29 protein-coding genes are annotated in these 26,503 nt (G+C 71.0%); 12 read left to right on the top strand and 17 right to left on the bottom strand.

The window, feature by feature from the left end; translation table 11 throughout:
* Positions 1-12: 12 nt before the first annotated feature.
* Entirely contained in the window at positions 13-759 is a 747-nt protein-coding gene (gene rph, locus CHF15_RS23385) for a ribonuclease PH (RefSeq protein WP_089225829.1), read from the bottom strand.
* A gap of 98 nt (positions 760-857) precedes the next feature.
* Complete coding sequence (locus CHF15_RS23380) at positions 858-1,091, bottom strand: glucose PTS transporter subunit EIIB (protein WP_018564026.1); 234 nt, start codon at positions 1,089-1,091, stop codon at positions 858-860.
* A 139-nt stretch (positions 1,092-1,230) separates the two neighbouring features.
* Here CHF15_RS23380 and CHF15_RS23375 point away from each other — a divergent pair, with 139 nt between their 5' ends.
* Together CHF15_RS23375 and CHF15_RS23370 are read left to right on the top strand one after the other, a co-directional pair.
* A complete protein-coding gene (locus CHF15_RS23375) occupies positions 1,231-2,559 on the top strand; it encodes a PTS transporter subunit EIIC (protein ID WP_089225828.1) in 1,329 nt (442 codons plus the stop codon).
* A gap of 120 nt (positions 2,560-2,679) precedes the next feature.
* Entirely contained in the window at positions 2,680-3,933 is a 1,254-nt protein-coding gene (locus CHF15_RS23370) for a PTS transporter subunit EIIC (RefSeq protein WP_089225827.1), read from the top strand.
* Positions 3,934-4,014: 81 nt separating this feature from the next.
* Here the strand turns inward: CHF15_RS23370 and CHF15_RS23365 are convergent, their stop codons facing one another.
* The 8 genes from CHF15_RS23365 to clpS form a co-directional block, all read right to left on the bottom strand.
* The gene (locus tag CHF15_RS23365; protein ID WP_089225826.1) at positions 4,015-4,767 is read right to left on the bottom strand and encodes an MBL fold metallo-hydrolase; all 753 of its coding nucleotides are present in this window, start codon (positions 4,765-4,767) and stop codon (positions 4,015-4,017) included.
* Between the two features lie 230 nt (positions 4,768-4,997).
* Positions 4,998-5,948 carry a PLP-dependent cysteine synthase family protein gene (locus CHF15_RS23360; RefSeq protein WP_089225825.1) on the bottom strand — a complete coding sequence of 317 codons (951 nt, stop codon included), beginning with the start codon at positions 5,946-5,948 and terminating at the stop codon, positions 4,998-5,000.
* Positions 5,948-6,253 (bottom strand): MoaD/ThiS family protein, encoded by a 306-nt coding sequence (locus CHF15_RS23355; RefSeq protein ID WP_089225824.1) that lies wholly within the window; start codon positions 6,251-6,253, stop codon positions 5,948-5,950. Before CHF15_RS23355 ends, CHF15_RS23360 begins: the two co-directional genes overlap by 1 nt.
* A gap of 62 nt (positions 6,254-6,315) precedes the next feature.
* Positions 6,316-6,420, bottom strand: coding sequence for a putative leader peptide (locus CHF15_RS46595; protein ID WP_322975702.1), 105 nt, complete (start codon positions 6,418-6,420; stop codon positions 6,316-6,318).
* 66 nt (positions 6,421-6,486) lie between these two features.
* Positions 6,487-6,912 (bottom strand): M67 family metallopeptidase, encoded by a 426-nt coding sequence (locus CHF15_RS23350; RefSeq protein ID WP_089225823.1) that lies wholly within the window; start codon positions 6,910-6,912, stop codon positions 6,487-6,489.
* Positions 6,913-7,014: 102 nt separating this feature from the next.
* A complete protein-coding gene (locus tag CHF15_RS23345) occupies positions 7,015-8,451 on the bottom strand; it encodes an amino acid permease (RefSeq protein WP_089225822.1) in 1,437 nt (478 codons plus the stop codon).
* A gap of 316 nt (positions 8,452-8,767) precedes the next feature.
* Positions 8,768-9,334: a DUF2017 domain-containing protein gene (locus CHF15_RS23340; RefSeq protein ID WP_089225821.1), complete on the bottom strand. Its 567-nt coding sequence runs from the start codon at positions 9,332-9,334 to the stop codon at positions 8,768-8,770.
* A gap of 52 nt (positions 9,335-9,386) precedes the next feature.
* Complete coding sequence (clpS, locus tag CHF15_RS23335; protein ID WP_179279927.1) at positions 9,387-9,698, bottom strand: ATP-dependent Clp protease adapter ClpS; 312 nt, start codon at positions 9,696-9,698, stop codon at positions 9,387-9,389.
* A gap of 83 nt (positions 9,699-9,781) precedes the next feature.
* Between clpS and CHF15_RS23330 the strand changes: the two genes are divergently transcribed.
* Both CHF15_RS23330 and CHF15_RS23325 read left to right on the top strand, forming a co-directional pair.
* Positions 9,782-11,116 (top strand): nicotinate phosphoribosyltransferase, encoded by a 1,335-nt coding sequence (locus tag CHF15_RS23330; protein ID WP_089225820.1) that lies wholly within the window; start codon positions 9,782-9,784, stop codon positions 11,114-11,116.
* Positions 11,117-11,194: 78 nt separating this feature from the next.
* Positions 11,195-11,791 (top strand): isochorismatase family protein, encoded by a 597-nt coding sequence (locus CHF15_RS23325; protein WP_089225819.1) that lies wholly within the window; start codon positions 11,195-11,197, stop codon positions 11,789-11,791.
* Between the two features lie 21 nt (positions 11,792-11,812).
* Here the strand turns inward: CHF15_RS23325 and CHF15_RS23320 are convergent, their stop codons facing one another.
* Together CHF15_RS23320 and CHF15_RS23315 are read right to left on the bottom strand one after the other, a co-directional pair.
* A complete protein-coding gene (locus tag CHF15_RS23320) occupies positions 11,813-12,130 on the bottom strand; it encodes a hypothetical protein (RefSeq protein WP_089225818.1) in 318 nt (105 codons plus the stop codon).
* Positions 12,131-12,205: 75 nt separating this feature from the next.
* Positions 12,206-14,527 (bottom strand): immune inhibitor A domain-containing protein, encoded by a 2,322-nt coding sequence (locus CHF15_RS23315; RefSeq protein ID WP_179279926.1) that lies wholly within the window; start codon positions 14,525-14,527, stop codon positions 12,206-12,208.
* Between the two features lie 353 nt (positions 14,528-14,880).
* Here CHF15_RS23315 and CHF15_RS23310 point away from each other — a divergent pair, with 353 nt between their 5' ends.
* Positions 14,881-15,162: a hypothetical protein gene (locus CHF15_RS23310; protein WP_089225816.1), complete on the top strand. Its 282-nt coding sequence runs from the start codon at positions 14,881-14,883 to the stop codon at positions 15,160-15,162.
* A gap of 70 nt (positions 15,163-15,232) precedes the next feature.
* Here CHF15_RS23310 and CHF15_RS23305 read toward each other — a convergent pair whose 3' ends face one another.
* The 3 genes from CHF15_RS23305 to CHF15_RS23295 form a co-directional block, all read right to left on the bottom strand.
* On the bottom strand, positions 15,233-15,883 hold the full coding sequence (locus CHF15_RS23305; RefSeq protein WP_089225815.1) for an RDD family protein: 651 nt from the start codon (positions 15,881-15,883) through the stop codon (positions 15,233-15,235).
* Positions 15,884-15,963: 80 nt separating this feature from the next.
* Positions 15,964-16,692, bottom strand: coding sequence for an RDD family protein (locus CHF15_RS23300; protein ID WP_089225814.1), 729 nt, complete (start codon positions 16,690-16,692; stop codon positions 15,964-15,966).
* A gap of 56 nt (positions 16,693-16,748) precedes the next feature.
* On the bottom strand, positions 16,749-18,008 hold the full coding sequence (locus tag CHF15_RS23295; protein WP_089225813.1) for an RDD family protein: 1,260 nt from the start codon (positions 18,006-18,008) through the stop codon (positions 16,749-16,751).
* Between the two features lie 465 nt (positions 18,009-18,473).
* Between CHF15_RS23295 and CHF15_RS23290 the strand changes: the two genes are divergently transcribed.
* Positions 18,474-18,959 (top strand): SsgA family sporulation/cell division regulator, encoded by a 486-nt coding sequence (locus CHF15_RS23290; RefSeq protein ID WP_089225812.1) that lies wholly within the window; start codon positions 18,474-18,476, stop codon positions 18,957-18,959.
* Between the two features lie 38 nt (positions 18,960-18,997).
* Here CHF15_RS23290 and CHF15_RS23285 read toward each other — a convergent pair whose 3' ends face one another.
* Positions 18,998-20,365 (bottom strand): FAD-binding oxidoreductase, encoded by a 1,368-nt coding sequence (locus tag CHF15_RS23285; RefSeq protein WP_089225811.1) that lies wholly within the window; start codon positions 20,363-20,365, stop codon positions 18,998-19,000.
* A gap of 118 nt (positions 20,366-20,483) precedes the next feature.
* On the opposite strand from CHF15_RS23285, the gene CHF15_RS23280 reads away from it, so the two are divergent.
* Positions 20,484-20,882, top strand: coding sequence for a hypothetical protein (locus CHF15_RS23280; RefSeq protein ID WP_143681624.1), 399 nt, complete (start codon positions 20,484-20,486; stop codon positions 20,880-20,882).
* A gap of 73 nt (positions 20,883-20,955) precedes the next feature.
* Here CHF15_RS23280 and hppD read toward each other — a convergent pair whose 3' ends face one another.
* Positions 20,956-22,101 (bottom strand): 4-hydroxyphenylpyruvate dioxygenase, encoded by a 1,146-nt coding sequence (gene hppD, locus CHF15_RS23275; RefSeq protein ID WP_089225809.1) that lies wholly within the window; start codon positions 22,099-22,101, stop codon positions 20,956-20,958.
* Positions 22,102-22,234: 133 nt separating this feature from the next.
* On the opposite strand from hppD, the gene CHF15_RS23270 reads away from it, so the two are divergent.
* From CHF15_RS23270 to CHF15_RS23250, 5 genes are read left to right on the top strand one after another with little or no spacing between them, the layout of a single operon-like run.
* A complete protein-coding gene (locus CHF15_RS23270) occupies positions 22,235-22,711 on the top strand; it encodes an Lrp/AsnC family transcriptional regulator (protein WP_089225808.1) in 477 nt (158 codons plus the stop codon).
* Positions 22,712-22,737: 26 nt separating this feature from the next.
* Positions 22,738-23,385, top strand: a complete 648-nt coding sequence (locus tag CHF15_RS23265; RefSeq protein WP_089225807.1) for an ABC transporter permease — start codon at positions 22,738-22,740, stop codon at positions 23,383-23,385.
* Complete coding sequence (locus CHF15_RS23260; RefSeq protein WP_089225806.1) at positions 23,378-24,619, top strand: betaine/proline/choline family ABC transporter ATP-binding protein; 1,242 nt, start codon at positions 23,378-23,380, stop codon at positions 24,617-24,619. Before CHF15_RS23265 ends, CHF15_RS23260 begins: the two co-directional genes overlap by 8 nt.
* A complete protein-coding gene (locus CHF15_RS23255; protein ID WP_089225805.1) occupies positions 24,616-25,509 on the top strand; it encodes an ABC transporter permease in 894 nt (297 codons plus the stop codon). The genes CHF15_RS23260 and CHF15_RS23255 overlap by 4 nt, the downstream gene beginning before the upstream one ends.
* Entirely contained in the window at positions 25,509-26,480 is a 972-nt protein-coding gene (locus CHF15_RS23250) for a glycine betaine ABC transporter substrate-binding protein (protein ID WP_089225804.1), read from the top strand. Before CHF15_RS23255 ends, CHF15_RS23250 begins: the two co-directional genes overlap by 1 nt.
* Positions 26,481-26,503 lie beyond the last annotated feature (23 nt).

Genomic DNA, 26,503 nt, shown 5'->3' with positions numbered 1-26,503 from the left:
ACCTTTTCTTAGTCAGCCCTTGGCGATCTGTTCGAGTTCGGCGAGGGCGGCGCGCTGGAGTGCGTCGAGTTCGGCGCAGCCGGCGACGGCGAGGTCGAGGAGGTTGTTCAGTTCCTTGCGGTCGAAGGGCTGGCCTTCGGCGGTGCCCTGGACCTCGACGAAGCGGCCGTCGCCGGTGCAGACGACGTTCATGTCGGTCTCCGCGCGGACGTCCTCCTCGTAGCAGAGGTCGAGCATGGGGATACCGTCGATGATGCCGACGCTGACGGCGCTGACGGTGCCGCTCAGGGGCTGGGCCTTGGCGCGGACGAGTTTGCGGCCGTGCATCCAGGTGACGGCGTCGGCGAGGGCGACGTAGGCGCCGGTGATGGCGGCGGTGCGGGTGCCGCCGTCGGCCTGGAGGACGTCGCAGTCGAGGACGACGGTGTTCTCGCCGAGTGCCTTGTAGTCGATGACGGCGCGCAGGGAGCGGCCGATGAGGCGGCTGATCTCGTGGGTGCGGCCGCCGATCTTGCCGCGGACGGACTCGCGGTCGCCGCGGGTGTTGGTGGAACGGGGCAGCATGGCGTACTCGGCGGTGACCCAGCCTTCGCCGCTGCCCTTGCGCCAGCGGGGGACGCCCTCGGTGACGGAGGCGGTGCAGAGGACCTTGGTGTCGCCGAAGGAGACGAGGACGGATCCTTCGGCGTGCTTGCTCCAGCCGCGCTGGATGGTGACGGGGCGGAGCTCTTCGGGGGTGCGGCCGTCGATACGAGACATGGCGTCGAGCCTAGTCGTAGCGCGGACCGGGGCCCGTGCCGGTTCGGGAACGGGCCCCTTGCGGGTGAGGTGGGGGTGGTCCGGCGGTCAGTGCCGGGTCACATCATGTCCTCGATGTCGGCGGCGATGGGGTCGGCGTCGGTGCCGATGACGACCTGGATGGCGGTGCCCATCTTGACGACGCCGTGGGCTCCGGCGGCCTTGAGCGCGGCCTCGTCGACGAGTGAGGCGTCCTTGACCTCGGTGCGGAGACGGGTGATGCAGCCCTCGACCTCTTCGATGTTGTCGAGCCCGCCGAGCCCGGCGACGATCTTCTCTGCCTTGCTGGCCATCTGTACTCCTGGTTGGTCTCGGCCGTTCGGTCCGATTTCACACCGTAATGCAGTGGTGGACCGGTTTTGCGGGGATGCATGAGTGTCCCAGCCGCGCCGCAACTGGTCTACACCACATTACCTGCCGGGAGGTGCTCCCATGGGTTCGGACGCCGCCGCGGCCGCCCCGCGTCCGAGCCGGACGTGGGGTTCCGTGCTGTTCCAGGGGCTGCAGAAGATGGGGCGCAGCCTGCAGCTGCCGATCGCGGTGCTGCCGGCGGCGGGCATCTTGAACCGGCTGGGCCAGGACGACGTCTTCGGCCCCCAGGGCCTGGGCTGGAACGCGGTGGCGAAGGTGTTCGACGGCGCCGGCGGCGCGCTGCTGGACGGTTCGCTGGGGCTGCCGCTGCTGTTCGCGGTGGGTGTCGCCATCGGGATGGCGAAGAAGGCGGACGGCTCGACGGCGCTGGCGGCGGTGGCGGGTTTCCTCGTCTACTACGGGGTGCTGCACCAGTTCCCGCAGGACTGTCCGAAGGGGACGGCCTTCCTTGCGACGAGCACCATCAGCGGGGCGTGCATCCCGCCGGGGACGCCCGCGGCGGCGGCCCCGGCCGCGTACCAGAACCCGGGGGTGTTCGGCGGGATCGTGATCGGGCTGCTGACCGCCTTCCTCTGGCAGCGCTACCACCGCACGAAGCTGGTGGACTGGCTGGGTTTCTTCAACGGGCGCCGGCTGGTGCCGATCGTCATGGCGTTCGTCGCGATCGTCTTCGCCGTGCTGTGCGTGTTCGTCTGGCCGCCGATCGGTGCGGGGCTCACCGCGTTCAGCCAGTGGCTGACGGACCTCGGCTCGTACGGGGCGGGGATCTTCGGGGTGGCGAACCGGGCGCTGCTGACGGTGGGGCTGCACCAGTTCCTCAATGTCTTCGTGTGGTTCCAGTTCGGCAGTTTCACCAAGCCGGACGGGACGGTGGTGCACGGGGACATCAACCGCTTCCTGCAGGGCGACCCGACGGCCGGGCAGTTCACCTCGGGGTTCTTCCCGATCATGATGTTCGCCCTGCCGGCCGCGGCGCTGGCGATCACGCACTGCGCGCGTCCGTCCCGCCGCAAGGAGGTCGGGGGGCTGATGCTGTCGGTGGCGCTGACCTCGTTCGTGACGGGCATCACCGAGCCGATCGAGTACTCGTTCCTCTTCATCGCGCCGGCGCTGTACGCGATCCACGCGGTGCTGGCCGGGGTGTCCATGGCGGTGACGTGGGGCCTCGGCGTGCACGACGGGTTCACGTTCTCGGCGGGGCTGATCGACTACGTCATCAACTGGAACCTGGCGACGAAGCCGTGGCTGATCGTCCCGATCGGTCTGGTCTTCGCGGCGGTGTACTACGTGCTCTTCCGGTTCGTGATCACCAGGTTCGACCTGGCGACGCCGGGGCGCGAGCCGGAGGAGGTCGCGGAGGGGATGGAACGGGACAACCTCAAGGCGTAGCCGGAGCGCCACGCTCGGGATTGTGGTCTAGACCACACCGGAGGAAGCTTTCCTTGACGCGTTGCTTACATGTTAATACTGGTCTACACCACTCGGTGGTTTAGACCAGGAGGACCCCCCATGACAACCGCCACCGCATCGGCGGCCCCCGCAGCGAAGAAGCGGGGCTCCGGCCTTTTCCAGGGCCTGCAGAAGGTCGGCCGCAGCCTGCAGCTGCCGATCGCCGTCCTGCCGGCGGCGGGCATTCTGCTCCGTCTCGGCCAGCCTGACGTGTTCGGCGCGGACGGCCTCGGCTGGGACAAGGTCGCATCGGTGTTCGCGACCGCCGGCGGCGCCGTGTTCGACAATCTGCCGCTGCTGTTCTGCATCGGCGTCGCGATCGGCTTCGCCAAGAAGGCCGACGGCTCGACCGCGCTCGCGGCGCTGGTCGGCTTCCTGGTCTACAGCAACGTGCTCAAGGCCTTCCCTGTCACCGAGGCCAAGGTCCAGGCAGGCGCGGACATAGCCGCGACGTACAACAATCCCGGCGTCCTCGGCGGCATCATCATGGGCCTGCTGTCTGCCGTCCTGTGGCAGCGCTACCACCGCAAGCGGCTGGTGGACTGGCTCGGCTTCTTCAACGGCCGCCGGCTGGTGCCGATCATCATGGCGTTCGTCGGCGTCCTGGTCGGCGTCTTCTTCGGTCTGGTGTGGGAGCCCATCGGCGAGGGCATCAGCAACTTCGGCGAGTGGATGACCGACCTCGGCTCCTTCGGCGCTGCGCTGTTCGGCCTGATCAACCGTGGCCTGATCCCCGTCGGCATGCACCAGTTCGTGAACTCGGTGGCCTGGTTCCAGCTGGGTGACTTCACCAACTCCGCGGGCACCGTCGTCCATGGCGACCTGACCCGTTTCTTCGCCGGTGACCCTCAGGCCGGACAGTTCATGACCGGCTTCTTCCCGATCATGATGTTCGGCCTGCCCGCCGCCGCCCTGGCCATCGCCCACACGGCCCGTCCGGAGCGCCGCAAGGCCGTCATGGGCATGATGCTCTCGCTCGCGCTGACCTCCTTCGTCACCGGTGTCACCGAGCCGATCGAGTTCTCCTTCATGTTCATCGCGCCGCTGCTGTACGCGATCCACGCGGTGCTGACGGCTGTCTCCATGGCGGTGACCTGGGCCTTCGGGGTGCATACAGGCTTCACGTTCTCGGCCGGCGCCATCGACTACGCCCTGAACTGGAACCTGTCGACCAAGCCGTGGCTGATCATCCCGATCGGACTCGTCTTCTCGGTGATCTACTACGTGGTCTTCCGCTTCGCGATCACCAAGTTCAACCTCCCCACCCCGGGCCGCGAGCCCGAGGAGGAGAACGAGGACCTCGTCAAGGCGTAGCGCCCGGCGGAGCACACGCCGAAGCCCCCGGAACCACCTGGTTCCGGGGGCTTCGTGCTGCTCGGGGAGGGGGGCGGACGGTCAGACCTCGTAGACCGCGCCGGCCTTCGCCACCTCGACCGGGCCGTCGTAGACCTCGCGGGCGTGCTCGAGGGCGATCCCCGGGTCGGTCCACGGCGGGATGTGGGTGAGCACCAGGCGCCCGGCGCCCGCGCGGTCCGCGTACTGGCCGGCCTCGCGGCCGTTGAGGTGCAGATCGGGGATGTCCTCCTTGCCGTACGTGAAGGAGGACTCGCACAGGAAGAGGTCGGTGCCCTCGGTGAGGCTCTGCAGCGCGTCACAGGGACCGGTGTCACCCGAATAGGTGATGGCGCGACCGCCGTGCTCGACACGGAAGCCGTACGCCTCGACGGGGTGGCTGACGACGTCCGCGGTGATGGTGAAGGGGCCGAGGCGGAAGGTGCCGGGTTCGAGGGTGCGGAAGTCGAAGACCTCGCTCATGCACTTCTCGTCGGGCACGTCCCCGTACGCGCTGGCCAGCCGCCGCTCGGTGCCCTCGGGCCCGTAGACGGGGATGGCGTGGGCGGGGCCGCCCTCGTGCCGGTAGTAGCGCGCGACGAAGTACCCGCACATGTCGATGCAGTGGTCGGCGTGCAGATGGCTGAGCAGGATGGCGTCGAGGTCGTAGAGACCGCAGTGGCGCTGCAGCTCGCCGAGGGCACCGTTGCCCATGTCGAGGAGCAGCCTGAAGCCGTCGGCCTCGATGAGGTAGCTCGAGCAGGCCGATTCCGCGGATGGGAACGAACCCGAGCAGCCGACGACGGTGAGCTTCATGTGCAGAAACCTCCGTGGATTGTTCCGGGGGTCTTGCGGTGGGGCGCGCCACGACGCCCCCGCTCCACAGGGGGAGGGGGGAGGGGCGGGAGCGACCCGCCATGTGCTCTTGAGCGTAAGGCGCACGGCGTGTGCCTGCTCCTCCGCGGAGCCCCGTTGTGGGCGGAATCACCAGTACGGCGCCCTCGCCGCCGGAAGTCCGACGGGGCGAGGGCGCCGTGGGTGGGGGCTCAGGCCCAGAGCTGGCCGTGCAGGGCGGCGACGGCCGCCTCGGTCGACTCGGCGGTGTAGATGCCGGTCGACAGGTACTTCCAGCCGCCGTCGGCGACGACGAACACGATGTCGGCGTGTTCTCCGGCACGTTCGGCCTTGCGGGCCACGCCGAGGGCGGCGTGCAGGGCGGCTCCGGTGGAGACGCCCGCGAAGATGCCCTCCTGCTGGAGCAGTTCGCGGGTGCGGCGGACGGCGTCCTCGGAGCCGACGGAGAAGCGGGTGGTGAGGACGGACTCGTCGTAGAGCTCGGGGATGAAGCCCTCGTCGAGGTTGCGCAGTCCGTAGACGAGGTCGTCGTAGCGGGGCTCGGCGGCGACGATCTGCACGCCGGGGACCTTCTCGCGCAGGTAGCGGCCGACGCCCATGAGGGTGCCGGTGGTGCCGAGTCCGGCGACGAAGTGGGTGACGGAGGGGAGGTCGGCGAGGATCTCGGGTCCGGTGCCGGCGTAGTGGGCGCCGGCGTTGTCCGGGTTGCCGTACTGGTAGAGCATCACCCAGTCGGGGTGCTCGGCGGCCAGTTCCTTGGCGACGCGGACGGCGGTGTTGGAGCCGCCGGCGGCCGGGGAGGGGATGATCTCGGCGCCCCACATCGCGAGCAGCTCGCGCCGCTCGGACGAGGTGTTCTCGGGCATGACGCAGACCATGCGGTAGCCCTTGAGCCTGGCCGCCATGGCGAGGGAGATGCCGGTGTTGCCGGAGGTGGGCTCCAGGATCGTGCAGCCGGGGGTGAGGCGTCCGGCGCGCTCGGCCTGCTCGATCATGTGCAGGGCCGGGCGGTCCTTGACGGAGCCGGTGGGGTTGCGGTCCTCCAGCTTGGCCCAGACGGAGACCTCGGCGGAGGGGGACAGGCGCGGCAGCCGTACCAGCGGGGTGTTGCCGACGGCTGCCAGCGGGCTGTCGTACCGCATCAGCGCCCGCCGACGCGGTCGGCCGGCAGACCGCTGCCGCCCGCGACGGCCGGGAGGATGGTGACGCTGTCGCCGTCGGTGAGCTTGGTGGTGATGCCGTCGAGGAAGCGGACGTCCTCGTCGTTGAGGTAGACGTTCACGAAGCGCCGCAGTTCGCCGGCGTCGACGATGCGCTCGCGGATGCCGGTGTGGCGGGTGTCGAGGTCGGCGAGGAGTTCGTCGAGGGTGCTGCCGCTGCCTTCGACGGCCTTGGCGCCGTCGGTGTAGGTGCGGAGGATGGTCGGGATGCGGACCTCGATGGCCATGCGTCGGCTCCAAGGGGTGCGTGAGTACGGCGGAAAGGCGGGGTGGCGCGGGCTGACGGTGCTCAGGCGCACGGACATGCCGCGCTGGCGAGGCGGCACAGGTCGACGTGCAGCCGCGCCACGAGCAGCGTGCCCGGCGCCTTGTCGCTCACGTCGAGGGAAACCATGGGGTCATCGTATCGATTCCCCCGGGGCTCCAGAGATGGGCGTCCCAGGATGCGGACCGTGACGTCTCAGATGTAGGAGTCGACGATCTCGACGGGCTCCTCGGTGACCTCGCCGTCCAGGATGCGGAACGAGCGGAACTGGAAGGGGCCGGCGTCGTCGGTGTCGGCGGTGGAGACCAGCACGTAGTGGGCGCCGGGCTCGTTGGCGTAGGAGATGTCGGTGCGCGAGGGGTAGGCCTCGGTGGCGGTGTGGGAGTGGTAGATGACCACCGGCTCCTCGTCGCGGTCGTCGAGTTCGCGGTAGAGCCTCAGCAGGTCGGTGGAGTCGAACTCGTAGAACGTGGGCGAGCGGGCCGCGTTGAGCATCGGAATGTGCCGTTCGGGCAGGCCGCCGCCGGCCGGTCCCGCGATCACTCCGCAGGCCTCGTCCGGGTGGTCGGCGCGCGCGTGGGCGACGAGTGCGTCGTGCAGGGCACGGGTGATGGTCAGCATGGTCGTCAGGATAAAGGGGTGGGTGTACGGGCCCCGTTGCGAGGGCGGCGGCCGCCGTACGGGGTGTACGGCGGCCGCCGGCCCGGACGGGGTCCCCCGGGGCTATCCCCGGGCGGGGGCCGCGGCGGTGCCGCCGGGGGTGCGGCGCTTGAGGACCAGGTAGCCGGTGCAGAGCACGGCCGACCAGACGAGCCACACGTACAGGCCGAGGCGGGTGTCGGCGTCGGTCGCCATCAGGACGACGACGGACAGCAGCGCCGCGATGGCGATCCAGTTGGTGACCGGGGCGCCCGGCATGCGGAAGTCGGAGGCGGGCAGCAGGCCGGCGCGGACCTTGGCGCGGTAGCGCAGGTGCGCGGCGAGGATCATGATCCAGGTCCACAGGCCGGCGCAGGTCGCGACGGAGGTGATGTAGACGAACGCCTTGTCCGGGGAGACGACGTTGACGATCACGCCGATGCCCATGACGAGGGTGGACATGACGAGGGCGGGCAGCGGGAGTTGCCGGTCGCTGAGTTTCGCCACGGCCTTGGGCGCCTCGCCGTTGACGGCCAGGCCGCGCAGCATGCGGCCGGTGGAGTAGATGCCGGAGTTGCAGGAGGACAGGGCGGCGGTGAGGACCACGAAGTTCATGATCCCGGCGGCGCCGGGGATGCCGACCTGGACGAAGACCTGGACGAAGGGGCTGACGCCGGGGGTGTACTTGGTCCAGGAGAAGACCGACAGCAGGACGATCAGCGTGCCGACGTAGAAGATGCCGATGCGGACCGGGAGGGTGTTGATCGCCTTGCGCAGGGTCTGCTTGGGGTTCTCCGCCTCGCCGGCGGTGATGCCGACGAGTTCGACGCCGAGGTAGGCGAAGATCACGCCCTGCATGGCGAGCATGGCCTGCCAGGCGCCGCTGGGGGCGAAGCCGCCGTCGGCCCACAGGTGGCTGACGGAGGCGGTGTCGCCGGCGGAGGAGAAGCCGAAGGTCAGGATGCCGACACCGATGACGATCATCGCGATGATCGCGGTGACCTTGATCGTGGAGAACCAGAACTCCAGCTCGCCGAAGATCTTGACGGAGACGAGGTTGGCGACGAACAGCACCACGAGGGCGGCCGCGGCGGTGGACCAGACCGGGACCGACGGCCACCAGAAGTTGATGTAGGCGCCCGCCACGGTGACCTCGGACATACAGGCGGTGATCCACAGGGCCCAGTACGACCAGCCCGTGGCGAAGCCGGCGAACGGCCCGAAGAACTCACGGGCGTAGTCGGCGAAGCTGCCGGAGGTGGGGCGGTAGGTGAGGAGCTCGCCGAGGGCCCGCATGATGAAGAAGATGACGATGCCGGCGCCCGCGTAGCAGGCGATCAGGCTGGGTCCGATGGCGGCGATGCCCGTGCTGGACCCGTAGAACAGGCCGGTGCCGATGGCGCCGCCGATGGCGATCATCTGGACCTGACGGGCGCTGAGTCCGCGCTTGTAGCCCTCTTCCGGTGCGGTCCCCGTGGCGCCGCCGCCGGATTCGTACTGCTCGACCTGCGTCGAGGTCATGGTGCTGTGCCTTTCTCCATGCCCGTCCGGCCGTGGTGGCCCGGATCGGGTTCCGATCCCCCCGGATGGTGGAGGTGCACGCCGGGGTCAGCCGGCCACGCGACCGACCGCGACAGGGGTGGCGTCACGGCCGGTGGTCGAGGATTCGTATCACGGGGTGTGCGCCGGGCACGCAGCGCAAATGTGGCATACGGCACAGGGAGAGGCAGACAAAAGGTGCGCCGAATGGGAATGCGGTCGGGCGGGGTGATGTGATCGTTATCCGGAATTGAGCGTCGTCTGAGCGAACGGACGGTGAACGGACGCCCTTCCCGGATCACGGCATGAGGGTCTCCACGAGGCTCTCCTGGAGCGCGCCGAGCCAGAGGTAGGCCATGACGAGCGGCTTGCGCGGGTCGGAGTCCGGCAGCCGGTACAGCTCGCTGCCCTCGTCGTCGCTGACCTCCAGCCGGGTCCCCATGGTCAGCCGCAGGTCGTTGAGGGTGCCGAGCCACTGGCGCGCCTGCGCGGTGTCGAGGGTGAGCACCGCTCCCCCGTCGCCGCCGGGGGTGAGCGCGTCGAGGCTGCGGACGACGGCGAGGGCGTCGTCGCGCTTGCGGGCGCGCAGGTCGATCTCGGTGTAGCGGCGGAAGTCCGAGGAGTCCGCCTCCTCCTCGTAGGCGTCCGGGAACAGCCGGGCGAGCGCCGGGTCCTGCGGGGGCCGGGTGGGGCCCTCGGCGAACAGCTCGGCCAGCGGGTCGGCCGGCTCGGCGCCGCCGGCGGGTTCGCCGGGGCCGATCAGTTCCAGGAGCTGCACGGCCAGGCTGCGCAGGATGGAGATCTCGACCTCGTCGAGCGCGACGGCGGCGCCGCCTGCGGCAGCGGTCTGGAAGTACCCGGGCATGTCTGTATCAGCCGTCCCTCAGGGGCTCGGTGGTCTCGGTGGTCTCGCGGCCTCAGCGGTCCTGCGTCAGAGTGGCCCACAGCCCGTAGCCGTGCAGGGCCTGCACGTCGCGCTCCATCTCCTCGCGCGTGCCGCTGGACACCACGGCCCGGCCCTTGTGGTGCACGTCGAGCATGAGCTTGGTGGCCTTGTCCTTCGGGTAGCCGAAGTACGCCTGGAAGACATAGGTCACGTAGCTCATCAGATTGACCGGGTCGTTGTGGACGACAGTCACCCAGGGAACGTCCGGTGACGGCACCTCGAAGGGGGCCTCGCTCGATTCGGTCCGTTCGATCTCTGCGGGGGCGACACTCACGTGACCCATGCTGTCACCAGACGGTGCCCGCAGGGAAACCGGCCCCCGAGAAATCGTCACTCTGACGAGAGTTGGGGGTAGCATCCACAGACATGAGCACTGCAGACCTGGGGCTGCCTGTCATGGTCCCCTCCACCGCGCTGTTCACCGACCGGTACGAGCTGACCATGCTGCAGGCCGCGCTGCGCAGCGGCGCCGCCCACCGCCGTTCGGTGTTCGAGGTGTTCACCCGCCGGCTGCCCGAGGGGCGGCGGTACGGGGTCGTGTGCGGCACCGGCCGGGTGCTGGACGCGGTGGAGAACTTCCGCTTCGACAACAGCATCCTGTCCTTCCTGGAGCGGGAGCGGGTGGTCGACGCCCCCACCCTGGAGTGGCTGGCCGGCTACCGCTTCCGCGGCGACATCCTCGGCTATCCCGAGGGCGAGGTGTACTTCCCCGGCTCGCCGATCATGCGGATCGAGGGGACCTTCGCCGAGGCGGTGCTGCTGGAGACGGTGGTGCTGTCGATCCTCAACCACGACTCGGCGATCGCGGCAGCCGCCTCCCGGATGGCCGTGGCCGCGTCGGGCCGGCCGCTGATGGAGATGGGTGCGCGCCGCACCCACGAGCTGGCGGCGGTGGCGGCCTCCCGCGCCGCCTACGTAGGGGGCTTCGCCTCCTCCAGCAACCTGGCCGCCGGGTTCCGCTACGGCCTGCCGACCATCGGCACCAGCGCGCACGCCTTCACCCTGCTCCACGACGACGAGCGGGACGCCTTCACCGCCCAGGTCGAGTCGCTCGGCCGCGGCACCACCCTGCTGGTCGACACCTTCGACGTGGCGTCGGCCGTCCGGGCCGCCGTGGAAATCGCCGGAGCCGAGCTCGGGGCGGTGCGCATCGACTCCGGGGACCTGCTGCTGCTCGCCCACCGGGTCCGGCAGCAGCTGGACGACCTGGGGGCGAAGAACACCCGGATCGTGGTCACCTCCGACCTGGACGAGTACGCGATCGCCTCACTGGCCGCGGCGCCGGTCGACGCGTACGGGGTCGGCACCTCCCTGGTGACCGGCAGCGGGCAGCCGACCTGCTCGATGGTCTACAAGCTGGTCGCCCGCGCCACCTCCGACGAGCCCGGCGCCCCCCTGGTGCCGGTCGCCAAGAAGTCCATGGGCGGCAAGACCAGCATCGGCGGGCGCAAGTGGGCGGCCCGGCGGCTGGACGCCGACGGGGTCGCCGAGGCCGAGGTGATCGGCACCGGGCCGGTGCCCGGGCCGCTGGCGGACCGGCAGCTGCTGGTGCCGCTGGTGCTGGGCGGCGAGACCGTGCACCGGGAGCCGCTGGACGCCGCCCGCGCCCGCCACATCGAGATCCGCGCCGGACTGCCGCTGTCCGCGACCCAGCTGTCGCGCGGCGAGCCGGTGCTGCACACCGAGTACATCACCCACTGATCCGCCGGGGTGCCCCGCCGCGGCGGGGCACCGCTCACCGCGGCCGGCAAGCGACACCGACGGGAAAGGACCGACGCCATGCACCGCGCACTGATCGTCGTGGACGTGCAGAACGACTTCTGCGAGGGCGGCAGCCTGGCGGTCGCCGGCGGCGCCGAGGTCGCCGCCGCCATCACCGACCTCGTCGGGGACGCCACAGCCGGCTACCGGCACGTCGTGGCCACCCGCGACCACCATGTCTCCCCCGGCGGCCACTTCGCCGAGCGCCCCGACTTCGTCCACACCTGGCCGCGGCACTGTGTCGCCGGTACCGAGGGGGCCGGCTTCCACCCCAACTTCGCGCCGGCGGTCGCCTCCGGCGCGGTGGAGGCGGTCTTCGACAAGGGCGCGTACGCGGGCGCCTACAGCGGTTTCGAGGGCGCCGACGAGAACGGCACCGGGCTGGCCCGGTGGCTGCGCGAGCGCCACGTGGCCGAGGTCGACGTGGTCGGCATCGCCACCGACCACTGCGTACGGGCGACCGCCCTGGACGCCGTACGGGAGGGCTTCCGCACCCGGGTGCTGCTCGACCTGACGGCGGGCGTCATGGCGGAGACGACCGCGCGGGCGCTGGAGGAGCTGCGCGCCGCCGGCGCCGAACTGTCCGGGAAGCCGGTCGTCCGCGAACAGGCCTGACGCCCGGGGGCCCGCCCGGGTTCAGCGGCGGACGGTCGGGCCCAGCAGTGCCGCGATCGACTGCCAGGGGGCGGCGGGGGCCGAGGGGATGCGGCGCCAGACGAGGCCGTCGGGGTGGTGCAGGACGGCGTTGATCTCGTCGGACGTCGGTGGCTCCATGTTGCCGACGAGGCGGGCGGTGCGAAAGCCCAGGTTGCGCAGGCGGGTCAGCGCGCGCTGGCGGTTGGCCGAGACGACGAGCACCCTGATGTACTCGTCCGGGGCCCCGCCGGGCGAGGGCAACCGGAGGGCCACGACGACGACGCCGCTGGGAAGCCTGGTGAAACCGCCGCTGGCCATACGGACATGGTGAGCGGATCGGCCCCCGTCCACCAGGGGACGGGGGCCGATCAGGTCACTTCGAGTGGTGCGTGATCACTTCTTGGAAGGGCTGACCATCAGCGTGACGGTGCTGCCGTCCTTGGCCTCGTGAAGGATCGTGATGCGCGTGTTGGTCGGGGAGACCTTCACGCTGCCGGTGGGGTTCGCCGACGACCAGTAGGAGTTCTTGTCGTCGAAGACCGAGACCCCCGGCTGGCTGGCGATCTTGGTGGCGACACCGTTCTTGTGCAGGGTGACCGCGTCGGTGCGGGCCCGGGTGAACGTGGAGTCGTACGCCTGGATCCGGTTGCGCATGACCGTGCCGTCCGACCACTTCAGCGCCTTGGGGTGGGCGTCGATCGGGAGGATCCGGCCGGAACCGGCGTGCTCGCTGACGTTGTTGTCGTCCTGCGAGGTGTCCCACAGCCAGACCAGCAGGCCGTTCTGGTACGCGTAGTGCTCGACCCAGTTGTCCTTGGGGGCGGCCCAGCCGAAGTTGTAGGGGCCGACCTTCAGGGTCTTGTCGTAGGAGACGTACTGCCGGTTCTCCGCGATGTAGTACTGCGCGTAGTCCTCGGAGAACGTGGAGCCCTTGGCCGAGAAGCCCTTCGCGGTCCAGCCGTTGTCACCGGACTCGGCACCGTCGCTGAGCACGGTCGCGCCGTCGGCGGTCACGGTGATCGCGTCGGCGAGGAAGCCCTTCAGGGCCACGCCGCCGTCGGACTGGTAGCGGAAGCGGAGCTTGACCGACTGGCCCGCGTAGGCGTCCAGCGGGAGCACCATGTCCTGGTAGGAGGCCGCGGTGCCGGTCAGGGCCGGCTTGTCGCTGGCGTCGCGCGGGAGCGGAGCGCCGCCGATGGTGCCGTCGAGCGGGGTCCAGGTGGAGCCGCCGTCGGTGGACACCTCGGTGTAGAGGTAGTCGTAGCTGCGCTCGATGTCGTACCAGGCCTTGAGCGACAGGCTCGCCGAGGTCTTCCCGGTCAGGTCGACGTCACGGGTGAGGGTGTTGCTCAGGTCGTTGCCCTTGCCGCTCCACCACTGCTTCGTGCCCTCGGCCGGGGCCGCCAGCTCGGTGGTCACGGTCTTCTTCGGGAGCGTGACGACCAGGCCCTGCTTCTTCGCGGTGTTGTACTCCGCGACACCCAGGGTGGTGGCCGAGATCTTGCCGGCCTTGGCGGTGGCGTAGTTCAGCCAGCCCAGCTGCAGCTTGTCCCAGGCCGTCATGTCGCCGGGCAGGTCGCCGATGGCGTCCTTGCCGGTGCCCAGCCACGAACCGGACGACATCAGCGTCCAGAAGCCCGTGGAGTTCTCGGCGGTGTTGGTGGTGTCGTAGTGGTCCGGCAGACCGAGGTCGTGGCCGAACTCGTGGGCGAAGACGCCGAGGCCGCCGTTCTCCGGCTGGACGGTGTAGTCGCCGACCCAGACACCGGTGTCGCCGATCTGGGTGCCGCCGAGGAGGTTGCCCTCCGGGCCGGTGGCGCCGAGGTCGGTGCCGTAGGCGTACCAGCGGTGGGCCCAGATCGCGTCCTCGCCCTGGGCGCCGCCGCCGGCGGACTCGTCCTCGCCGGCGTGCACAATCTGGAAGTGGTCGATGTAGCCGTCGGACTCGTTGAAGTTGCCGTCGCCGTCGTAGTCGTAGCGGTCCCACTGGTCGTACTCGGCCAGCTTCGCCTTGATCGTGGCGGGGCTGTCACCGGCGGCCTTGCGCGCGGCGACCCACTTGTTCACCGCGTCAGCGACGAGGTTCCAGGTGCAGGTGTCGCACTTGTTGCTGCCGTACCGGGCCTCGTTCCAGTCGACCTTGACCCAGTCCGCGACCTCGCCGGCGACCGAGTAGCGGCCGGAGGACTGCCTCTCGTAGTACTTGGCCATGGACTCCTTGTCCGCGGCCTTCGAGAAGTACATGTCCTGGAAGTGCTGCCGGTTGTAGTCGGCCTGCCACTCCGTGCTGTTGTCCACGCGCGGGTCGGGCTTGGCTATCTCGTTGTGCGCGGGACCGGGCGTGCCGCCGTACGCGGGGTCGGTCTTGCCGCCGAACTCCGCGAGGATCACGAAGATCTTGTCGGTCTTCTCGCGCGCGAGCTCGACGTACTTGTTCTTGCCGAGCTTCACCACGTCCGAGGAGCCGCGCTCCTCGACCTTGGACTTGCCGGAGATGACCTGCTCGATCGCCTGCTGGCGCTGGGCGTCCTGGCGGTCGCTCAGCGGGCCCTTCAGATCGTGCTCGACACGCTCCGCCTTCGCCGGGTCGTGTCGCACGACACGACCGGCCTGCGGGTCGGCCTGGGCTGCCGCGACGGGGAAGGCGGTGGCGCCTATTGCGGCGATCGCCACGGCCAGAGCGGCGGATCTGATGGTCCGTCGTTGGCTTTTCACGATGTAATGACCTCCCTAGGGTGAAGCCATTGCACCGGAGTGACGCCTGAAAAGACAGATCTTGACTTGGCCATGACCGACAAGTACGGTGAGCGACCGTCCCGTTGCACATAGCGGACACCGCGGTCCGAGCAAGTATCTTTTGCCGCACCTTCGTTGGGCCCGGGAAGATCGTGATGCGACCCCGTGCGCCCCCCGTGCTTCCGCACCGTGGGTTAGGTCACGCTTACCAGGCGTTCCGTGCGGGCATCTCGCACCGTAGGGTCGGTGGTTGGCGTGCCACGTCCGAACCACCGGAAGACGGCCCTGGCCGACGCTCCGCCACAATCGACGTATATGAGGACGGATCAGCCATGCCACGTCCCACCCCCGCCCAGCTGACCTACGGTTCCGCGACCGTGGTGCTCTCCACGCTCGCGATGCTGCTGCTCTCCGAGGCGAGATCGGGCGTCGCGGTGGCGGTCATCGCCGCCGCGGGACTGGCGCTCGGCGTCCTGGTCGCCGTGACGGCGGCGATCCCGGCCGGCACGCGCCGCACCAAGCGCGAACTTCCCGTCGAGCGGCACCCGGTCCCGCGGCCCCGCGTCCGCGGCGCCGCGGAGGCCCGGATGAGCGAGCACTCGCTGCGGCGCTGAGCGCCGCGCCCCCGAACACACCGACGGCCCCGGAGCATCCGCTCCGGGGCCGTCGTATGTGACGTGCGCGTCAGGCCTTGACGACGACGGTCTTGGCCGCCTTGTCGTGCCAGCACTGGCGGTACGGCTTGTCCCACAGGTGCCACAGGGCGTTGAGCAGCGGCACGACGAAGCCCACGCAGGGGATCACGTTGCCGACGACGCTCGCACCCGCGTACGTACCGGCGCGGGCCCAGGCCGCGTTGCCCGGGACGGCGCCGTCGGCGAGCCGCGCCACGCGGATGTTCATGACCTTCTTGCCGATGGTCTGGCCGCTGGACTTCAGCATCAGCGCTTCGTAGAAGAAGCTGGCGACGCCGACGAGGAGCGACACCACCGCGACCTTGCCCAGGTCGTCGGGGTCGGTGAACGACGCGCCGAAGACCGCGAACAGGACGAACGCGAGGACGAGGAAGATCACCCCGTCGATGAGCCGCGCAACGAAGCGCTGGCCGCTGCCGGCCAGCGGGGGCATGCCCGCCAGGGCCGGGTCCGTGGGCATCTGGCCGTAGCCGGGCCCCTGCTGCGGATAGGCGTAGGGCTGCTGCTGCGGGAACGGCTGCTGCTCGTAAGGGTTCTGGCCCTGGGGCTGCTGCTGCCCGTACGGCTGCTGGCCGTACGGGTTCTGGTCCCCCGAGCCGCCCTGCGGGTAACCGTACCCAGGCGGTTGATTCGAACTCATGGAGTGAGTAAATCAGCCGGGCAGGACGGCGCATAGACGCCGATGGTCACGGCCCTGCGACGATCACCCCACAGTGTGCCTTACTCCACCGAAACCACCACGGTTTGCCCTGCTTTGTCGTGAAGGCACTGGCGGTAGGGCTTGTCCCAGGTGCACCAGAGCACCTCGATGATCCAGAAGATCTCACCGCAGCACGGGATGATCGGCACCAGCGAGTAGACCGACTCCCGCTTCAGCGCCGCCGGGGTCGTCGGATTGGTGCCGTCGGTGAGCATGCCGACGCGCACCCTGAGCAGCTTCTTGCCGAGGCTCTGCCCGTACCGGGTGAGCATGAACACCTGGTAGGCCAGGTAGATCACGGCGTAGATCACGCCCTGGGAGAACAGCGCGCCGGTGGCGTTGTAGTCGTAGTTCCAGATCAGCCCGGTGAGGCCGTAGACCGGGATGCCGATGATCAGGCCGTCGACGATGCGCGCGACCAGCCTGCGCCCACGGTTCGCCAGCGGGGGCATCCCCGCCAGGGGATCGGGCTCGCCGGCCCCGTAGGGGCCGCTCGCGTACGGGTCGCCCGGGTACGAGCCGCCCGCGTACGGGTCGCCGCCGCCGTAGCCCGGGGGCGGCTGGTCGTAGGGCGAGCCGCCGGGCGGGGGCTGGTGCGGGGGCGGCGGGTACGGCTGCCCGCCGGGCGGGGGCTGCTGACCCGGTGGCTGCCCGCCGGGCGGCGGTGACTGCCCGGGCGGCGGCTGCGCGGGCCCGGACGGCTCCCGGGGCGGCTTGGCGAACGGGTCCTCGGGCTGGTCGGTGCTCATGCCCCGAGTGAAACCCGGACGATTCGGCCGCGCCTCCGGCGGGGGCCGTTCGGGTGTCAGCGCTCGCGGGCCACGAAGGTGCGCGCCGCCTTGTCGTGCCAGCACTGCCGCCACGGCCGGTCGAAGAGGCACCACACCAGTCCGAGGAAGCCGATCACGAGCGCGTCGAGCACCGTGTGGGTGAGCCAGCGGCGCAGCGCCTGCCCGAAGCCGGGTTCGTACTGGCTCTCGATGTCCAGCACGCGCAGGCCGAGCAGCTTCTTGCCCAGGGTGCGGCCCCACTTGGCGGTGGGCAGGACCTCGTACAGCAGCCCGGTGACGAGCACGACGGCCGCCACGATGCCCAGTTGCACACCCGTCGTGCCGTCGACCAGCCAGACCGTCGCCTCCTCGCCGGTCAGCCGGGCGGCGTCCACCTTGTCGCGCACGTGCTCGTACGCCGCCGTCCCCAGCGGCACCGCGGCCGCCGCGACGACCGCGCCCACCACGACGGTGTCGATCAGCCGGGCCGCCAGCCGCTTCCCCGGCGAGGCGGGGCGCGCCTGTTCCTGCGCGGAGGCGAACGGGTCCTCGGCGACCGGCCGCCACGGCGCGGGCGCCGCGCCCTCCCCGCCCTGCGACGGGACCTGACGGGCCAGATCGTGCACCTGCTGCGCCCACGGGACGGGCGCGGACTGCTGCCCGGGCACGGCGCTCTCGGTCGGCGCGGACGCGGTGGCCGCGGCCGCCGGCGTGGTGGCCGCGCGGGCGGGCGCGGGAGCAGGAGCCGGAGTCGGGGCCGGCGAGGGAGCGGGGGTAGGGGCGGGGGTCCGTGCCGGGGCTGCGGCCTGCGCCGGTGCGGCGGGCTGCCCCGCGCGCTCGGGGGTGCCCCACGAGATGCGGGGCGAGGGGTCCTGCCGGGCCGGGTCGGCGGCCCACGCCCGCTCCGGGGCGGGCTCCGCACGGAACTCCTGACGCGGCTGCTGCGGTTGCGCCTGCAGCCCGGTGACGGTCTCGGGGCCGCGTTCGGCCCGCGGCGCCCGCGGGTCCTCGTCCAGGAACATCGGCCCGGACTCCTCCAGCGCGGGGGTCCGCGGTGTCGCGGCCGCCTCCGGGGCCTCCGGCACGGGGGGCGCGGGCGGCGGCGCCAGCGCGGGGCCGGCCGCGGCCACGGCGGCACCGGACGGCGGCGCGAGGTCCTCCCCGGGCTGCGGTGCGGGACGGCTCGTGCCGGGCACCCACGAGGAGCCGTTCCAGTACCGGATGTAGCCCGGGATGGACGGGTCCGGGTAGTACCCGGGACCGGGCAGACTCCCGCCGCTGCTACCGGAGGTCATCCGTGACAACTCCCCTCACGACCGACACGCTCGACCAGCCCGCCGTCCCCCGGCGTGCAAGGAGGACACTAACGAAGAACGCGCCGGGCGGACGAAAGAAACGATCCATGGGCGAGGATCGGCATTCCGGGGCAAATCCCGGCTACCGAACCGATACGCTTCCGAACTGACACCGCCTCGGACGGACGGGGACGTGCGCGCCGCGGAGCCGTGGGCGCGGCGGGGGCGGGAACGGGAAGGGGAGGACCGTCGCACGACCGGACGCACTCCCGGGCGGGGCGGACGGCGACGTTCCGTGTGTACCGCATCCATCTCGCGTGTGCCGGGCCTTCGGGAAAAGTCCTCCCGATCCCCGGAACCCGCGTAATGGTGAAGGCCGTATGCGCTCTCTCCCGGTGCGGGCCCCGCGCAGCACCCGCCGCGCAGCACCGCCAGGGGCCTTCGCGCCGAGGAAAGGACGACGAGATGCACACCGTGGTCGAACGCGAGCTGGAGATGCACCTGGTGCTGTCGCCCGAGCGCAGTGTCGCCGTCCCGGCCAGGCTGGCCTACCGGTCGGCGGATCCCTTCGCCGTGCACATCACCTTCCACATCGGCTCGGACTGCCCCGTCAACTGGACTTTCGCCCGGGAGTTGCTGGTCGAGGGGGTGTTCCGGCCGAGCGGGCACGGTGACGTGCGGATCTGGCCGACCAAGACGGACGGGCGGAGCGTGATCTGCATGGCCCTCAGCTCGCCGGACGGCACCGCGCTGCTGGAGGCGTCCCCGCACCCGGTGGCGGCATGGCTGGAGCGCACGCTGCGGGCGGTCCCGCCGGGCACGGAGCTGGACCACCTGTCCATGGACGAGCGGCTGGACGAACTGCTGGCCCCGGCCGCCGGCGAGGGCGCGCGCGACGAGCGCCGCACACGCGAGACCTGGCACGGCTCCGACGAGCCGCCGGACGCCTGAGGCGACGGCCCGCGGGGCCCGGCGGCCGGAGCCGGGACTCAGAACACCTTGCCCGGGTTGAGGATGCCGAGCGGGTCGAAGACGGCCTTGATGCCGCGCTGCATCTCCACGCCCACCGGGCCGAGTTCGCGCGCCAGCCACTCCTTCTTCAGGACCCCCACGCCGTGCTCCCCGGTGATCGTGCCGCCGAGCTCCAGGCCGAGCGCCATGATCTCGTCGAAGGACTCGCGGGCCCGTCCGGACTCCTCGGGATCGGCGGCGTCGAAGCACACCACGGGGTGGGTGTTGCCGTCCCCGGCGTGCGCGCACACGCCGATCGTCAGGTCGTGCTTGCGGGCGATCGCCGCGACCCCGTCGAGCATCGCGGCGAGCCTGCCGCGCGGCACGCACACGTCGTCGATCATCGTGGCCGTGGAGACCCGCTCCAGTGCGGGCAGCGCCATCCGCCGTGCCTGCAGCAGCATTTCGGACTCCGCCGCGTCCTCGGCGGGCACCACCTGCGTCGCCCCGGCGGCGGTGCACAGCTCGCCCACCGCGGCGAGGTCGGCGGCCGGGTCGGGGGTGTCGAAGGCCGCGAGCAGCAGCGCCTCGGTGGACTCGGGCAGTCCCATGCTGGTCATCGCGTTGACCGCGCGCACGGTGGTGCCGTCCATCAGTTCCAGCAGCGAGGGCACATGGCCGCCGGCCATGATGTCGCAGACCGCCGCGCAGGCCGCCTCGGCCGAGCCGAACTCCGCCACCAGCGCCAACTGGGCGGGCGGCGCGGGCTTGAGCGCCAGCACGGCCCGCACCACGATGCCGAGGCTGCCCTCGGAGCCGACGAGCAGCCGGGTCAGGTCGTAGCCGGCGACGCCCTTTGCGGTGCGGCGGCCGGTGCGCAGCAGCCGCCCGTCGGCCAGGACGACCTCCAGGCCGAGCACGTACTCGGCCGTGACCCCGTACTTGACGCAGCACAGGCCGCCGGAGCCGGTGCCGATGTTGCCGCCGATGGTGCACTGCTCCCAGCTGGAGGGGTCCGGCGGGTAGTACAGGCCCCGCTCGGCGACGGCGCGGGACAGGGCGGCGTTGACGACGCCCGGCTCGACGACGGCGACGCGGTCGACGGGGTCGATCTCCAGGATGCGGTCCATCTTGGTCAGGGAGAGCACGATGCAGCCGTCGGAGGCGTTGGCGGCGCCCGACAGGCCGGTGCGGGCCCCTTGCGGCACGACGGGCACCCGCAGCGCCGTGGCGGTCCGCATGACGTGCCGGACCTGCTCCACGGTGCGCGGCAGGACAACCACCGCGGGCGCCCCGGCCGGGCAGAAGCTGGCCATGTCGTTGGCGTAGGAGGCGGTGACGTCGGGATCGGCGAGGATGGCCTCGTCGGGGAGTCCGGCGCGCAGCCGGTCGATGAGATCGCCCATGGGTCCAGCTTCGCACCGCGCCGCCGCCCGGGGAAGATCACGTCACCGCGCGGCTCGCGGCGTTCTGAGTATCCGTACGGATGGCGGCGCGGGCGGGGGCGCGGCGAGGATGACCGCCGTGACGGACACGACGGACGCGACGGACACCGGCGGCACGGCACCGGCGCGGCGGCGCCACGGGCGGAGGGTCGCCGTGCGCTGCGTGTGGGCGGTGGTGCTGCTCGCCCCGCCGGTGGTGCTGTGGGTGATGGGCGCCGTGGACGCGGCGCACCACCAGAGCCCCACGGACTGGGTGGGCAACCACCGCACCAAGGTGGCGCTGGAGAACGCGGCCCTGCTGATCGCGGGCCTGCCCGCGGCGGGCGGGTCGGCCGGCGCGCTCGCCGGGGCACTGCGGCGGCCGCCGCGCACGGGACTGTGGGCCGCGACGGGGGCGGTGCTGGGGGCGCTGGCGCTGTGGGCGTTCGGGGCCTGGGCGGTCGTGTCGGCCCTCCGGAACCTCCGGTTCGTCTTCTGACGGCGGCCGGCACCGGTCCACGCCCCTCCCCCGTGGAGGCATGGTCCGGCGCCGGAGTCCGCGGCGGTGGCGATCAGAGGTTGCCGCGACGCTCCTGCTCGCGCTCGATCGCTTCGAAGAGCGCCTTGAAGTTGCCCTTGCCGAAGCCCATCGAACCGTGTCGCTCGATCATTTCGAAGAAGACGGTCGGGCGATCCTGGACAGGCTTGGTGAAGATCTGCAGCAGGTAGCCGTCTTCGTCCCGGTCTGCCAGGATCTTCAACTCGCGCAGGGTGTCGATCGGGACGCGGGTGTCGCCGACCCACTCGCCGAGGGTGTCGTAGTAGGAGTCGGGGGTGTCGAGGAACTCGACGCCCGCGGCGCGCATGGCGCGGACCGTGGCGACGATGTCGTTGGTGGCGAGGGCGATGTGCTGGACGCCCGGGCCGCCGTAGAACTCCAGGTACTCGTCGATCTGGGACTTCTTCTTGGCGATCGCGGGCTCGTTGATGGGGAACTTGACCTTCAGCGTGCCGTCCGCGACGACCTTGGACATCAGGGCCGAGTACTCGGTGGCGATGTCGTCACCGACGAACTCCTTCATGTTGGTGAAGCCCATGACCCGGTTGTAGAAGGTCACCCAGTCGTTCATCTTGCCGAGCTCGACATTGCCGACGCAGTGGTCGATCGCCTGGAAGAAGCGCTTGGCCGGCGGCTCCACGATCGGCTCGGCGGCGACGTAGCCGGGCAGGTACGGGCCCTTGTAGGCGCCGCGCTCGACCAGGGTGTGGCGGGTCTGGCCGTAGGTGGCGATGGCGGCCAGCACGACGGTGCCGTACTCGTCGCCGGCCTCGTGGGGCTCCTCCAGGCCGGTGGCGCCGTGCGCGAGGGCGTAGTCGTATGCGGCGCGGACGTCCGGCACCTCCAGGGCCAGGTCCACGACGCCGTCGCCGTGGGCGGCGACGTGCTCCTCGAGGAAGCGGCCGTGGTCGGTGGCGGCTCTGACGACGGAGGTGAAGACGAAGCGGGCGCTCCCGGACTCCAGGACGTAGGACGCGGTCTCGCGGCTGCCGTTCTCCGGTCCGGAGTAGGCCACGCGCTTCATGCCGAACGCGGTCGAGTAGTAGTGGGCCGCCTGCTTGGCGTTGCCCACCGCGAAGACGACCGCGTCCATTCCCTTGACCGGGAACGGGTCCGCGTCGCCGGGGGTGGGGGAAGTGTGATCCAGGGTCTCAGTCATGGCAGCAGCCTCGCCCGGCACCTCAAGGTGCGCAATAGTTTCCTGATCGACTGGGCACTCTGTACAGCGGTACCGCGAAATCGGGCGGCATTCTGTGCACGGTGACCACCGTCACAGGAGGGACTGGGGTGCCATGGGGATCGACCGGCTGGACGGACGGCTGATCAAGCTGCTCGCCGAGGAGCCGCGGATCGGCGTGCTGGAGGCCTCGCGCCGCCTGGGGGTGGCGCGCGGGACCGTGCAGGCACGGCTGGACCGGCTTCAGGCCAATGGGGTGATCCGCGGCTTCGGACCGCAGGTGGACCCGGCCGCGCTGGGCTACCCGGTGACGGCCTTCGCGACGCTGGAGATCAAGCAGGGGCAAGGCCAGGACGTGCGCGCGCACTTGGCCGGTGTCCCGGAGGTGCTGGAACTGCACACCACGACCGGGCAGGGCGACATGCTGTGCCGGCTGGTGGCCCGCTCGAACGCCGATCTCCAACGTGTGATCGACCGGGTTGTGGGCTTTGATGGCATCGTGCGGGCCTCCACGGCGATCGTCATGGAGAACCCGGTCCCGTTGCGGATCATCCCGCTGGTCGAGCAGGCGGCACAGGACGCGGACACATAGCCGAGGGACGGCAGGGGTGATGCCGGGTGAGCTTCTGGGAGTACCTCGCCAGCCGGCACGAACAGCTGCTGATCGACACGTACCAGCAGGCCAGCCTGGTCTTCCAGTGCATGGTGCTGGCGACCGCGATCGGGGTGGCGATCGGGGTGCTCTCCTACCGGCGCGACTGGGCCGCGACCCTGGCCGTCACCTCCACCGCGACGGTCCTCACCATCCCCTCCCTGGCCCTGATCGGCCTGCTCATCCCCTGGCTCGGTCTCGGCGTCCCCCCGACGGTGACGGCGCTGACGCTGTACGGGCTGCTGCCGGTGGTCCGCAACGCGATCGTGGGGCTGCGCGGGGTGGACCCGGCGCTGGTCGACGCGGCCCGCGGCATCGGCATGTCCCGGACGGCGGCCCTGGCGCGGGTCGAGCTGCCGCTGGCGTGGCCGCCGATCCTGACCGGCATCCGGGTCGCGACGCAGATGCTGATGGGCATCGCGGCGATCGCGGCGTACGCCTCCGGGCCGGGGCTCGGCAACGAGATCTTCCGCGGGATCGCCTCCCTGGGCAGCGCCAACGCGCTCAACCAGGTGCTGGCCGGGACGATCGGCATCGTCGTCCTGGCGCTGCTCTTCGACGCCTGCTACGTGCTGCTCGGGCGGCTCACCATCCCCCGGGGGATCCGTGGCTGAGGCATCGGGCGCGACCATCGAGCTGGAGCAGCTGACCAAGCGCTACCCCGGCAGCGCGGAGCCGGCCGTGGACGGGGTGAGCATGGAGATCGGGGCCGGCGAGACGGTGATCTTCGTCGGGCCGTCCGGGTGCGGGAAGTCCACCACGCTGAAGATGATCAACCGGCTGATCGAGCCGACCTCGGGCCGCATCCGCATCGGCGGCGAGGACGTCACCCACATGGACCCGGTGAAGCTGCGCCGCAAGATCGGTTACGCGATCCAGTCCTCCGGGCTGTTCCCGCACATGACGGTGGCCGAGAACATCGCCCTCGTCCCCCGGATGGTGGGCTGGTCCAGGGCGCGGGTCCGGGACCGCGTCGAGGAGATGCTGGACCTGGTGGGGCTGGACCCGCGCGAGTTCCGGGGCCGCTACCCGCGCCAGCTGTCCGGCGGTCAGCAGCAGCGCGTCGGGGTGGCACGCGCGCTGGCGGCCGACCCCCCGGTGCTGCTGATGGACGAGCCCTTCGGCGCCGTCGACCCGATCACCCGTGACCACCTCCAGGACGAACTGATCAGGCTGCAGCACGAACTGCACAAGACGATCGTCTTCGTCACCCATGACTTCGACGAGGCGATCAAGCTCGGGGACCGCATCGCGGTGCTGCGGGAGCGCTCGCACATCGCCCAGTTCGACACCCCCGAGGCGATCCTGACCAATCCGGCCGACGACTTCGTCTCCGGTTTCGTCGGCGCCGGGGCAGCCCTGAAGCGGCTCAACCTGACCCGGGTGCGGGACGTGGGCGTCGCCGACTTCCCGACGGTGCGCCTGGACGACCCGCTGCAGTCGATCTTCGACCGGCTGCGGGAGGCGACCACGACCAACGAACTTCTGCTGCTGGACCGCAGGGGCCGCCCCTACAAGTGGCTGCGGCGCGGCGACCTGATGCGCGCCAAGGGCTCGCTCGCCCGCGCCGGGACGCTGGTGGGCGACACCGTGACCCGGGACGCGACCCTGCGGGACGCCCTGGAGGCGGTGCTCACCGACAGCAGCGGCCGGGTCGCGGTGACCGGCCGGCGCGGTGAGTTCACCGGGGTGGTGGACATGGAGACGCTGCTCAACTCGGTGCACGAACTGCTGGAGGAGGACCGGCTGGCGGCCCTGGAGCACCGGCACGATCTGGAGGAGTTGCGCGCCCCGCAGACCAGGGCCGAGCAGGAGGGCGCCGACCACGAACCGGGGGAGCGGGCATGAGCGCCGGCGCCGGACCGCCGGGCGGGACGGGCGGCCCCGGCGGTCCCGCGGCGGCTCCCGGTTCCGGACGGGGCCCGGCCGGCCCGGAGGAACCCGCCGACGGCGCGGGCCCCGGCGGCCGGCCCGCCGCGGGGCCTCCCGACGGGACACCGGCACGGCGGCTGACCTGGCACAGCCTGCTGGTCACCCCGGTCGTGCTCGCCCTCGTCCTGCTCGCCACCTACCTGTGGATCACCGCCGTCCCCCTCGACTCGATCGCCGAGAACGCCCTCGTCGGCGACACCGTCCGGGTGCGGCTGTGGCAGCACGTCAAGCTCACCGCGATCTCCACGTTCTGGGTGCTGGTCATCGCCGTCCCGCTCGGCGTCGCGCTGACCCGGCGGCGGCTGCGTCCGGCCGCGCCGGTGGTGACGTCGATCGCCAACATCGGACAGGCCACGCCCGCCATCGGGATGCTGGCCCTGCTCGTCGTCTGGCTGGGCATCGGACCCGGTACGGCGCTGGTCGGCATGGTGGTCTACGCGGTGCTGCCGGTGCTGTCCAACACCATGGCGGGACTGCGGGCCATCGACCCCACCCTGATCGAGGCCTCGCGCGGCATCGGGATGTCGGCGGCCGGGACGCTGTCGCGGATCGAACTGCCGCTGGCCGTACCGCTGATCCTGGCGGGCGTGCGCACCGCGCTCGTGCTGAACGTGGGCACCGCCACACTCGCCACCTTCGTGGGCGGCGGCGGGCTCGGCGACATCATCACCACCGGGATCGTCACGCAGCGCATGCCGGTGCTCGTGCTGGGTTCGGTGCTCACCGTGGTGCTGGCCCTGCTGGTGGACTGGCTGGCGTCGCTGGCCGAGCAGTTGCTGCGTCCGCACGGCCTGGAGACGGGCTGATGCGCCGCCGGGCCCTGGCGGCGGGCCTCCTGGTGCTGCTCGCCTGCGCCCCGGGCTGCGGGCTCAAGAGCGGCAGCCCGCTCGTCGGCGACGTCCGCCCCGGCTCGCTGGGGAAGGGCCTGCCACTGAAGGGCGCCTCGCTCACGGTGACGTCCAAGAGCTTCAGCGAGCAGATCATCCTGGGCTCGATGATCGGCCTGGTCTTCAAGGCGGCCGGCGCGGAGGTGCTGGACCGCACCAACATCCAGGGCTCCATCGGCGCGCGCGAGGCGATCAAGTCCGGTGACGCGGACGCCATGTACGAGTACACGGGCACCGCCTGGATCACCTATCTGGGCAACGCCGAGCCCATCGCCGACCCGGCGGAGCAGTGGCGGGCCGTCCGCGACGCCGACCGGCCGGGCGGCATCACCTGGCTGCGGCCGTCCACCCTGGACAACACCTACGCCCTGGCCATCAGCCCGGAGAAGAACCGCCCGTACGGGCTGCGGACGCTGTCCGACGTGGCCGCCCTGTCGAGGAAGGACCCCAAGGCCGTCACCCTCTGCGTGGAGAACGAGTTCGCCTCGCGGGACGACGGGCTGCCCGGCATGGCGAAGGCGTACGGCATGGACCTGCCCTCCTCCAACATCCGCAAGATGGACACCGGGATCATCTACACCCAGATCGCCAAGCCGGGTTCCTGCCTGCTCGGCGAGGTCTACACGACCGACGGCCGGATCGCCTCCCTCGGCCTGGAGGTGATGGAGGACGACAAGCACTTCTTCCCGAACTACGACGCCGCCCCCGTCGTCAACAGCAAGGCGCTGGAGCGCTGGCCGGCCATCCGCGGACTGCTCGACCCGCTGTCCGCGAAGCTGACCACCGACGTCGGCCGGGAGCTGAACGCGAAGGTGGACGTGAAGGGCGAGGACCCGCACGAGGTCGCCAAGGAGTGGCTGGTGAAGGAGGGCTTCATCACGGAGGGGTAGCTGTTGCAAAGAAAGCGTTGCAA

This window comes from Actinacidiphila glaucinigra, assembly GCF_900188405.1.
In the GTDB taxonomy this organism is placed as follows: domain Bacteria; phylum Actinomycetota; class Actinomycetes; order Streptomycetales; family Streptomycetaceae; genus Actinacidiphila; species Actinacidiphila glaucinigra.
The sequence above is the reverse complement of the archived record's forward strand: the minus strand, read 5'-3'. Positions and strand labels throughout refer to the sequence as shown.

What these genes read in the sequence shown, in the direction of transcription:
- rph (WP_089225829.1), bottom strand. Translation starts at nt 759, where the DNA reads ATGTCTCGTATCGACGGCCGCACCCCCGAAGAGCTCCGCCCCGTCACC.
- CHF15_RS23380 (WP_018564026.1), bottom strand. Translation starts at nt 1,091, where the DNA reads ATGGCCAGCAAGGCAGAGAAGATCGTCGCCGGGCTCGGCGGGCTCGAC.
- CHF15_RS23375 (WP_089225828.1), top strand. Translation starts at nt 1,231, where the DNA reads ATGGGTTCGGACGCCGCCGCGGCCGCCCCGCGTCCGAGCCGGACGTGG.
- CHF15_RS23370 (WP_089225827.1), top strand. Translation starts at nt 2,680, where the DNA reads ATGACAACCGCCACCGCATCGGCGGCCCCCGCAGCGAAGAAGCGGGGC.
- CHF15_RS23365 (WP_089225826.1), bottom strand. Translation starts at nt 4,767, where the DNA reads ATGAAGCTCACCGTCGTCGGCTGCTCGGGTTCGTTCCCATCCGCGGAA.
- CHF15_RS23360 (WP_089225825.1), bottom strand. Translation starts at nt 5,948, where the DNA reads ATGCGGTACGACAGCCCGCTGGCAGCCGTCGGCAACACCCCGCTGGTA.
- CHF15_RS23355 (WP_089225824.1), bottom strand. Translation starts at nt 6,253, where the DNA reads ATGGCCATCGAGGTCCGCATCCCGACCATCCTCCGCACCTACACCGAC.
- CHF15_RS46595 (WP_322975702.1), bottom strand. Translation starts at nt 6,420, where the DNA reads ATGGTTTCCCTCGACGTGAGCGACAAGGCGCCGGGCACGCTGCTCGTG.
- CHF15_RS23350 (WP_089225823.1), bottom strand. Translation starts at nt 6,912, where the DNA reads ATGCTGACCATCACCCGTGCCCTGCACGACGCACTCGTCGCCCACGCG.
- CHF15_RS23345 (WP_089225822.1), bottom strand. Translation starts at nt 8,451, where the DNA reads ATGACCTCGACGCAGGTCGAGCAGTACGAATCCGGCGGCGGCGCCACG.
- CHF15_RS23340 (WP_089225821.1), bottom strand. Translation starts at nt 9,334, where the DNA reads ATGCCCGGGTACTTCCAGACCGCTGCCGCAGGCGGCGCCGCCGTCGCG.
- clpS (WP_179279927.1), bottom strand. Translation starts at nt 9,698, where the DNA reads ATGGGTCACGTGAGTGTCGCCCCCGCAGAGATCGAACGGACCGAATCG.
- CHF15_RS23330 (WP_089225820.1), top strand. Translation starts at nt 9,782, where the DNA reads ATGAGCACTGCAGACCTGGGGCTGCCTGTCATGGTCCCCTCCACCGCG.
- CHF15_RS23325 (WP_089225819.1), top strand. Translation starts at nt 11,195, where the DNA reads ATGCACCGCGCACTGATCGTCGTGGACGTGCAGAACGACTTCTGCGAG.
- CHF15_RS23320 (WP_089225818.1), bottom strand. Translation starts at nt 12,130, where the DNA reads ATGGCCAGCGGCGGTTTCACCAGGCTTCCCAGCGGCGTCGTCGTCGTG.
- CHF15_RS23310 (WP_089225816.1), top strand. Translation starts at nt 14,881, where the DNA reads ATGCCACGTCCCACCCCCGCCCAGCTGACCTACGGTTCCGCGACCGTG.
- CHF15_RS23305 (WP_089225815.1), bottom strand. Translation starts at nt 15,883, where the DNA reads ATGAGTTCGAATCAACCGCCTGGGTACGGTTACCCGCAGGGCGGCTCG.
- CHF15_RS23300 (WP_089225814.1), bottom strand. Translation starts at nt 16,692, where the DNA reads ATGAGCACCGACCAGCCCGAGGACCCGTTCGCCAAGCCGCCCCGGGAG.
- CHF15_RS23295 (WP_089225813.1), bottom strand. Translation starts at nt 18,008, where the DNA reads ATGACCTCCGGTAGCAGCGGCGGGAGTCTGCCCGGTCCCGGGTACTAC.
- CHF15_RS23290 (WP_089225812.1), top strand. Translation starts at nt 18,474, where the DNA reads ATGCACACCGTGGTCGAACGCGAGCTGGAGATGCACCTGGTGCTGTCG.
- CHF15_RS23285 (WP_089225811.1), bottom strand. Translation starts at nt 20,365, where the DNA reads ATGGGCGATCTCATCGACCGGCTGCGCGCCGGACTCCCCGACGAGGCC.
- hppD (WP_089225809.1), bottom strand. Translation starts at nt 22,101, where the DNA reads ATGACTGAGACCCTGGATCACACTTCCCCCACCCCCGGCGACGCGGAC.
- CHF15_RS23270 (WP_089225808.1), top strand. Translation starts at nt 22,235, where the DNA reads ATGGGGATCGACCGGCTGGACGGACGGCTGATCAAGCTGCTCGCCGAG.
- CHF15_RS23255 (WP_089225805.1), top strand. Translation starts at nt 24,616, where the DNA reads ATGAGCGCCGGCGCCGGACCGCCGGGCGGGACGGGCGGCCCCGGCGGT.
- CHF15_RS23250 (WP_089225804.1), top strand. Translation starts at nt 25,509, where the DNA reads ATGCGCCGCCGGGCCCTGGCGGCGGGCCTCCTGGTGCTGCTCGCCTGC.